Source organism: Micromonospora sp. CNB394 (genome assembly GCF_000374985.1).
Taxonomy (GTDB): Bacteria; Actinomycetota; Actinomycetes; order Mycobacteriales; family Micromonosporaceae; genus Micromonospora; species Micromonospora marina.
In genome coordinates this window covers 1-7,129 of record NZ_KB895891.1, presented here as the reverse complement: position 1 = coordinate 7,129, position 7,129 = coordinate 1, and the positions used below count along the sequence as shown (strand labels likewise).

Here is a 7,129-nt window from a genome sequence, read left to right as displayed (position 1 = left end):
CCGCGGGCATCAGCGGAGGAGCGGGCCGCGGCCGCGCGGGCGGCGGCGGAGAAGGAGAGGCAGCGGCGGATCGCCGCGGCCAAGGCGAAGATGCTCAACGCCGCCAAGGCCCTGGCGAAGATCCTGATGGACGAGTTGGGTATCACCGATGCCCTGGACTGCTTCCTCAAGGGCGACATGGGCGGCTGCCTGGCCACCGCAGTCAACGTCGCGGGCGCGGCGATCGGTGGTGCGCTGGGCAAGCTGGCCGTCAGATACGGCGCTCCATGGAAGTGGAAGAAACTCGCCAACCTGACCAGCCGCGTCAAGGGCCTGCTCGGCGATCTGGTCGGCAGCGCCAAGGCATTCATCAAGTGCAAGAACAGCTTCGTGCCCGGCACGTTGGTGGTGATGGCCGACGGATCGCGCAAGCCGATCGAGGACGTCAAGACCGGCGACATGGTGTTGGTGACCGATCCGGTGACCGGCAAGACGACGATCAAGCCGGTGGTGGCGACCATCATCGGTCAGGGCAGCAAGAACCTGGTCGAAGTCACCATCGATCCCGACGGTGACAGCGGCGACGCCACGGAGCGCGTGGTCGCCACCGACAACCACCCGTTCTGGGTACCGGGCCTCGACGAGTGGGTCGATGCCGCCGATCTGCGGGCCGGTCAGTGGCTGCGTACCTCGGCCGGCACCCACGTGCAGATCAGCGCGACCCGACAGTGGACGGAACCGGCACAGGTCCACAACCTCACGATCGACGACATCCACACGTACTATGTGCTCGCCGGGACCACCCCGGTCCTCGTACACAACTGCGGTGAGGCTTTCCTGGACGACGCTGGTGAGGCGTACATACGAAAGAACCACACGGCCGGCGGTGCAGGAGCGGATGAAACCAAGGGTTTATTCAACAAGAACGAGGATTTGTACCAACTCGCGGATGACTCCAACAATTTCCCCGCTACGCCGCAGGCCAACGGTCGCTGCGCCAGAGTCTGCGACGCCGGTCGGACCATCGGAACTGACGTCGAAACCGGCTTGCCGACGTCTACCTATACGGTAATCACGGATAAGTACGGTGGCGTGATCACCATGCACCCGGGTGTTCCGCGATAGTCTGGCGCCCAGCCCGAAGATAGATCGCTGCTGCGACCAGGTTGGAGGCGTCGGACTAAGTCTGGCACCTCCAACCTGGTCATACTGAAAGGAGTGGATCGGATGCCCTTGAGTGTCAGGGTATGGACCCTTCCGGACATGAACCTTGCTCGTTGCATTCACCCGGACCTTAACCGGCTAGTGGAGTTCGCTCAGTCATTGAAGCTTCCCATGCTGGGAAACGTCGATCCTTACGACGATACTCGCTTCAATCGTATGCAAATGAGCCTTGTTGTTCCCGAACTGCGGATGCTCGCTGACTCCGCTCCAGGGGGTGCGGCCGATGCTGCCCAAGAATTGCTGGCTCTGACCGAGCTGGTGGACGCAAAGCCTCACCGCTATCTCGTCTTCGTAGGCGACTGAGCCTTTCCGCGTAACGATGCGTGACGTTGTGTAGCGCCCGGTTTCAGGTGGTTCGCTGGTGGTTGATGTGGAGAATGACCAAGGCTGCCGCGACGATGTCACCGATCTTCCACGGGCAGAGGCTGATGTTGCGCAGCGCTTTGAACGTGGTTTTGAGCAGGCTGTTGCCGCGTTCACCGACCGCGCGGAGCCGGTTGTGGGCTCGGTTGAACTGCTGCTGGATGCCGCCGAGCTTCTCGTTCTTGGGTTTCTTGAACGCGACGACGATGGTGTCGGCTTCGCCTTCGTAGCCCAGGTCGGCCAGAGTCCGCATGTCGCCGCGGATCGTGGCGAGGGCGTCGAGCAGGCCGGGGTGGGTGCGTAGGCAGGTGGTGTCGTGTTCCCGGCCGGGGCGCACCGGGGAGGTCCACAACGGCCAGCCGTCCGGAGCGCACACCACCTGGATGTTCCCGCCGTGGTTGGCGTGTTTCTTCGACCACCACAGGTCCACTCCCTCGGTAGGGCCCGGGGTGGACACGCGGTCGGTCTCGATCAGTGTCCCGTCGAGCAGGACGTAGTCATAGCCGGCGGCCTTCGCCGCCAGCAACGCGCCGGGTAGCCCCGGGGCCTGGGCGGCGAGCACGGCGATGCCCTCGTGGAGGTAGTCGTAGCCGGTGCTGCGGCTGATCACGTTGTCCTGGGCCAACTGGGCCATCCGGACGCCGTCGAGCAGCCACCGCAACACCAGTACCGCCTGCTTGAAGCAACTCAACGCGCGGACCCCGGTACGGGTGCCGCGGCGTTGCCGTTCGGCGTGCAGCAGGCCGGACAGGAACAGCACGGTCTCCTCGCGTACCGGGAGGGTCGCGGTGTAGGTGATACTCATGGCGGCGCGGAACTCCGGTGGCAGTGGTCTGTGAGAGGAACACTTCGTAACGGAGTTCCGCGCTTCTATCTCTCACGCCGGCTCATCCCGGCGATTCCCGCACGTCTGCACTCATCTCGGGCAGCACGCTCCGCACCCAAACCGTTGCGCGGAAGGGCTCACTAACCTCGGCCGAGATGGCATTGCTGCAACGCTGGATTGATGGTGGGCGGCGGAGTGGTTCTACTACCAAGAGTATTGGTGACATTCTGCTGTGTGCTGGTGGGCGCCAGGGTCATTGCGTGTTGGTGCAACTGCTGGTCACGGCGTCGATGAGGTCGCGTGATCGGCGGTCGGAGCGGCGGTTGGCGCGAGCGATGTTGGTGTCGCCGTTGGTGCGGTGCCAGCCGATCGCGGTGTTACGCAGGGTGGCCATGACGGCGGGTCCGGTGCCGGTCCGGGCTTGATGCTGGTCTTCACGGAACGTGACATCTCTGACGTTATGGACCTGGTTCTCGATCAACCACTCTGCCCTTGCCTACCTCTGCAGGTCAGTGGGTTGAGCGTCGGCGGCGGTCAGGGACGTGACCAGGTAGGCGGTTTCTCTGCTGGTCTTGCCGTCCACGGTGCGGGTCCGGATGATTCGGGCGGCCTGCTGGGCGCGCGGAAAGGCGATCCCGCCCGGGATTTGCAGGGTGACGGCCTTGATCGTGCGGGTCTCCTTGCGGCCGTGTCCGCGGTCGCGGGTGCGGTCACCGACCGGGATCTTCGCCCACGGCAGGGTCTTGAGCTGGGCATGAAGAGTGGGCTGGTTGCCCTTTGCCTGCAGGAGAAGGTGTGCTCCGCGGCTGGTGATCTGCTCGGCGTGACCGGTTTGGGTATGCATCGCGTCGGCGACGAACAGGACCCCGGTCAGGCTGCTCAGGACTTTCTCGACGGCGTTGAGCAAGGGTGTGAAGGCCGGAATTTTCGTTGCTCTTCGTCTCGATGGTGACCTGGGCCAGGACGATGCCGGTGCTGGTGTCCAGCGCGGACAGCAGATGCACCTGGCGGCCGGCGGGCAGGCGGGCGCCCCGCAAGGTTTTGCCGTCGACGGCGATCACTGTCCGGTAGCGGCGCGGCCGGGCGGGTGCCGGCGGTGTCCGCGACCGCAGCCAGCCGGCCAGAACAGCGCTGAGCATGGCCGCGTCGAGGCGAGTCAACACCCGCCACATCGTCGTGCCGGCGGGCACGACGATGGTGAACCCGAGCCGCTGCTGGTCGGCCTCGTCGAGGTCGTACAGCCAGTCCACGATCGCGGCAAACGAGGTGGCACCGGCCAGGACCGCGCAGACCGCGACGGTCAGCAGCGCCACGAGGGGATACCGGGTCCCGTGGGGGTTCCGTGGGTCCGGGATCCGGCCCAGGGCTTCGATAAGCCCGGCGTGTTCACTATCGGTGACCGGCGGTGTGGGCGTGCCTGAGCCGGGGGTTGTCACGGTCAGTGCGGAGATCAGAGATGATGTCATCGGCGGGTGGAGTTCCTCGGTGGTCGTGCAGCGCCAGAAACTCCATGATCACCTTGAGGGCTTCACCCGCTTCATCCGCCTCCACAGAGGCCACTCACCCCACGAAATCCCTGTTCAGCGCCCCGCGCCGGGAGAACGCAACAGCCCTGCCAGCCTGATCCTGCGTGAGTCGGATAAAGGGCGTCGAGAGTTGACCCGGGAGGTCAGTTCAAGCGATCAGTCGAAGTGCCTATAACCTTCTTCCGCAATCCTATCTGACGCCTCCTGCCCAATCACTCGCTCAAGAGCGTCAAACATCGCGCTTCGCGCCGAAGCGAGGCGTTGCCGAACGTTTCTTTCCGACACATAAATCGTCAGCAAGTCCGAATTTGCTTCCCCAAAGGCAATCCGCGAGAGAATCTGGTCGAACGCGACAACGAACTCATTGAGGTCGGTGGCGACCCTGATCGCCTCATCGACCGCCAGCTGGCAATTCTTGCTGCCGCCTTCAGTCATCGAACCACCCTAGCATTAGAAATTGGCAAATCACCATCGGCCACCCACTCGGTGATACCCATTGTTGGGTTAGATCTACTACTGACTCTACTGGCTGGTGCATCAAACTCAATGACCTTACGGCCACGGCCACGCCCAATACCCAACGTGTCCTCGGCATCGCGCGGGCTCATCGGCTTCCCTCGCGCGGGCACCATGAACACCTTGTTTTGGTCACTGGCTCTAATTACGCCACTCTCCATGATGCCAGCAGCGCCGCGAGAGTTAGTGTAATACCGCATTCTAACGGTTGCTTCCGCAACTTCCTCGCCGCCCAGCCCGGAAGGGCAATTGTGCACGAGGACTGGCGTGTTGCCGGCCACCACATAGTACGTGTGGAAGCAGCAGCGGCGTCACGCTAGGTAATGGCGGGCTCCGCCTGCACGTTCACGTGCAGTTCAACCTTTGACTATTTGCCTTCATCGAAGGCGACAGCAGCCGTGACAGCAACACCCATGCACGCCCGGCAACGCACGGCGCCACGCTGGCCCGGATCACCAGTGGTGGGCGCCAGCGAGCCGACGCGAAACGGCTCGGGGCCGCCAGGGCGCGGAGGTTGCCCCTTCAGGCTCGAGGACACCACCGCGGAGTCGTTGCGACCGCCCGGTCGGTGGCCCTTGACCGTCAGCCCGTTGCGGCTGGACAAGGCGACCGGCTCATGAGTAGACGTCCTTGCGGTGCCCGACGTCGTGGATGGTCAACTCGTCACCGTCGAGGCGGTAGAGAACCCGGTAGTCACCGACACGCAACCGACGCCCGGTTCCGTCGCGCATCTCCGTCGCGTTCTGCGGGACCGGGTCGCGGACCAGGCCGAGGATCGCGCTCAGGACGGTCAGGAACACGTTGCGGGGCTGCTTGTGCAGCCAGACCAGCACATCCCGGTCGATCTGAACCTTCACGCCGCCGCACCACCGGCCCGGTCGGCCAGCAGCGCCTCCACCTCACGGGGATCAACCCCGAGCGACTCCAGCGCCGCCGACAGCGGCACGAACTGACCCTCAGCACGGGAACGAGCGATCACCGCAGCGTCCCGACGATCACGGAACGCCTCAATCTCTTCCCACTCGTCAATGCCAACCAGCACGGCCACCGGCCGCTCGTACTTGGTGATGATGACCGGCTCCCCGGTGCGCTCAACCCCGTCCAGCACCCGACCCGCGCCATCGCGGAACTCCCGAAGAGTTATCCTCGCCATACACCACACTGTACCACGCGGTACCGCACAGCCCCGGCGGCAACATCGCAGCCCCAGGACCCGGTCAAGCGACCCCGCCACCAACGGAGCCACTGGGGCTAAGAATTGCTTCACCAGATCAAGAGCGGCCCGGCTACGCCGGGCCGCGCGCACGCGCTACAGACCTACGGCCCCGCGCGCACCCGCCCAGCGAACCATGCCGCCAATCGGAGCCCGACGACTGACGCTCCCAGCAACGCCGTGACGATCGCTCTACCACCCAAGCACTGGGGCGGGTTCCGGCGATCGACGCCGCGCCGCTACGCGGCACGCCACCTGGGAGCTCGCAACCTGCCATAGCCCAGAAGGCGTCAGTGCATCGATACATGTAGGTCCGTTGCCCGCATCTGACATCAGTCCTGACAGCAACCCAGGCGCTCGCCAACACCCCTCAACGCGTACCGGCATGGCTCCGTCACCGTCAGCGACAGAGCCATGCCGGCATTCAATCAGCCAAACGACGTGCGGAAAATCTTCCTGATCTCTGCTTTCTGCTCAGCAATAGAAGCGACGTCTGCACAGTCAGCCGGCGCGAATATGTCCACCAAGTCATCGTCGGATGCTCGGACTCCGAGCCTGAGGACATAAGCCAATCTCCCGTTGCTCATCTGCCGCGTCATCCCAGAGGGGCCTACGGTTCTCCTCGCCCCCTGACAACACAACAGGAGTCCCCTCTCCTCAAGTGCCCCACGAAGCGAGAGCAGGCAGTCAAACAGATCAACTCCCCGGAAGCGCTGCCCCTCATCACCACCCACTCGAGCGATGATCATAGCAGGGTTCTCCGACAGGATGCTGAGAGCAACCTCGACGCCGCTCGGATCATCGTTTCCGCAGGCCAGAAGGTCGTAATGAGATTCGGTCACCTCGTCTCACCTTCCTCTATAGTTGGGATTCGCAATTCGCGTACCGTCGGGCAGTCGGCACGAGACGATGCACTCGGGGCCTATTCGGCCTGGCACAGCGATTTCTCGTTCATGGGAGAACGGGTAACCAGGGAGCTCCTTGTTCACGTCCCGCCCACTCGCGCGAACCTCGTAGACGTTACCGCCGTGCCCAATAGCAACCCGCTCACTTGTCGTCGTGGCCACATATCCAGAATCCCGAGACCACCCTGATGCATGTTCCATCAGGTCCATGTTGTTGCCTCGCGGCTCGAATCCCGTCTCGAAGATCTCTTCTGGAGCGCGAGTGTCACTCCGATAAAGGGTTTGACCGCCACAGTTATGTACGAGGACTGGCGTGTTGCCGGCCCCCACATAGTACGTGCGGGATTTCTACCCCGTCACGCCGTGTAATCTATGTTTCTTGGCCTCTCACCTGGCCTTTCGTGGTGAGCGCCACCCCTCCTGGTCGAAGGTTATCAATGTTGACGGCGACGGTGACCAGGGCCTGATCAAGTTCCGTAGACGTCGGAATCGTTGGTGATGCCCAGGATGGGCAGTGCTCGTTGGGGTTCGTCGCGGATCGCTCGGGTGGTCTTGGCGATGTTGTCGGCTCCGAGGG

At 63.6% G+C, this 7,129-nt stretch carries 12 protein-coding genes; 2 read left to right on the top strand and 10 right to left on the bottom strand.

Annotated elements, in window-relative coordinates; all coding sequences use genetic code 11:
- Both C569_RS31595 and C569_RS33510 read left to right on the top strand, forming a co-directional pair.
- Nucleotides 1–1,104: polymorphic toxin-type HINT domain-containing protein (locus C569_RS31595; RefSeq protein ID WP_026268798.1), on the top strand; the 1,104-nt coding region annotated here is incomplete at its 5' end.
- A gap of 138 nt (nt 1,105–1,242) precedes the next feature.
- The gene (locus tag C569_RS33510; protein WP_141708205.1) at nt 1,243–1,506 is read left to right on the top strand and encodes a hypothetical protein; all 264 of its coding nucleotides are present in this window, start codon (nt 1,243–1,245) and stop codon (nt 1,504–1,506) included.
- A 43-nt stretch (nt 1,507–1,549) separates the two neighbouring features.
- Here C569_RS33510 and C569_RS0129270 read toward each other — a convergent pair whose 3' ends face one another.
- From C569_RS0129270 to C569_RS35160, 10 genes are all read right to left on the bottom strand, one after another.
- A complete protein-coding gene (locus tag C569_RS0129270) occupies nt 1,550–2,371 on the bottom strand; it encodes an IS5/IS1182 family transposase (protein WP_018789251.1) in 822 nt (273 codons plus the stop codon).
- A gap of 274 nt (nt 2,372–2,645) precedes the next feature.
- Nucleotides 2,646–2,873: a hypothetical protein gene (locus C569_RS34690; RefSeq protein ID WP_231394938.1), complete on the bottom strand. Its 228-nt coding sequence runs from the start codon at nt 2,871–2,873 to the stop codon at nt 2,646–2,648.
- A gap of 15 nt (nt 2,874–2,888) precedes the next feature.
- Complete coding sequence (locus C569_RS34685) at nt 2,889–3,206, bottom strand: transposase (RefSeq protein WP_369754157.1); 318 nt, start codon at nt 3,204–3,206, stop codon at nt 2,889–2,891.
- Nucleotides 3,103–3,858 carry an ISAs1 family transposase gene (locus tag C569_RS34680; RefSeq protein WP_369754156.1) on the bottom strand — a complete coding sequence of 252 codons (756 nt, stop codon included), beginning with the start codon at nt 3,856–3,858 and terminating at the stop codon, nt 3,103–3,105. Before C569_RS34680 ends, C569_RS34685 begins: the two co-directional genes overlap by 104 nt.
- Nucleotides 3,859–4,074: 216 nt before the next feature.
- Nucleotides 4,075–4,353 carry a hypothetical protein gene (locus C569_RS31590; RefSeq protein ID WP_018789248.1) on the bottom strand — a complete coding sequence of 93 codons (279 nt, stop codon included), beginning with the start codon at nt 4,351–4,353 and terminating at the stop codon, nt 4,075–4,077.
- Complete coding sequence (locus tag C569_RS35165) at nt 4,350–4,634, bottom strand: HYD1 signature containing ADP-ribosyltransferase family protein (RefSeq protein WP_091045579.1); 285 nt, start codon at nt 4,632–4,634, stop codon at nt 4,350–4,352. The genes C569_RS31590 and C569_RS35165 overlap by 4 nt, the downstream gene beginning before the upstream one ends.
- 414 nt (nt 4,635–5,048) lie before the next feature.
- Nucleotides 5,049–5,291 (bottom strand): type II toxin-antitoxin system RelE/ParE family toxin, encoded by a 243-nt coding sequence (locus C569_RS0129240; RefSeq protein ID WP_018789247.1) that lies wholly within the window; start codon nt 5,289–5,291, stop codon nt 5,049–5,051.
- Nucleotides 5,288–5,587, bottom strand: coding sequence for a type II toxin-antitoxin system Phd/YefM family antitoxin (locus C569_RS0129235; protein WP_051090560.1), 300 nt, complete (start codon nt 5,585–5,587; stop codon nt 5,288–5,290). The genes C569_RS0129240 and C569_RS0129235 overlap by 4 nt, the downstream gene beginning before the upstream one ends.
- A 488-nt stretch (nt 5,588–6,075) precedes the next feature.
- Nucleotides 6,076–6,489 (bottom strand): hypothetical protein, encoded by a 414-nt coding sequence (locus tag C569_RS33505; RefSeq protein WP_155945649.1) that lies wholly within the window; start codon nt 6,487–6,489, stop codon nt 6,076–6,078.
- A 6-nt stretch (nt 6,490–6,495) separates the two neighbouring features.
- Nucleotides 6,496–6,882, bottom strand: a complete 387-nt coding sequence (locus tag C569_RS35160; RefSeq protein ID WP_081636079.1) for a hypothetical protein — start codon at nt 6,880–6,882, stop codon at nt 6,496–6,498.
- Nucleotides 6,883–7,129 lie beyond the last annotated feature (247 nt).

Coding starts and splice junctions, on each gene's coding strand:
- C569_RS31590 (WP_018789248.1), bottom strand. CDS start 4,353: ATGACTGAAGGCGGCAGCAAGAATTGCCAGCTGGCGGTCGATGAGGCG.
- C569_RS33510 (WP_141708205.1), top strand. CDS start 1,243: ATGAACCTTGCTCGTTGCATTCACCCGGACCTTAACCGGCTAGTGGAG.
- C569_RS34680 (WP_369754156.1), bottom strand. CDS start 3,858: ATGACATCATCTCTGATCTCCGCACTGACCGTGACAACCCCCGGCTCA.
- C569_RS0129235 (WP_051090560.1), bottom strand. CDS start 5,587: ATGGCGAGGATAACTCTTCGGGAGTTCCGCGATGGCGCGGGTCGGGTG.
- C569_RS35165 (WP_091045579.1), bottom strand. CDS start 4,634: ATGCGGTATTACACTAACTCTCGCGGCGCTGCTGGCATCATGGAGAGT.
- C569_RS0129270 (WP_018789251.1), bottom strand. CDS start 2,371: ATGAGTATCACCTACACCGCGACCCTCCCGGTACGCGAGGAGACCGTG.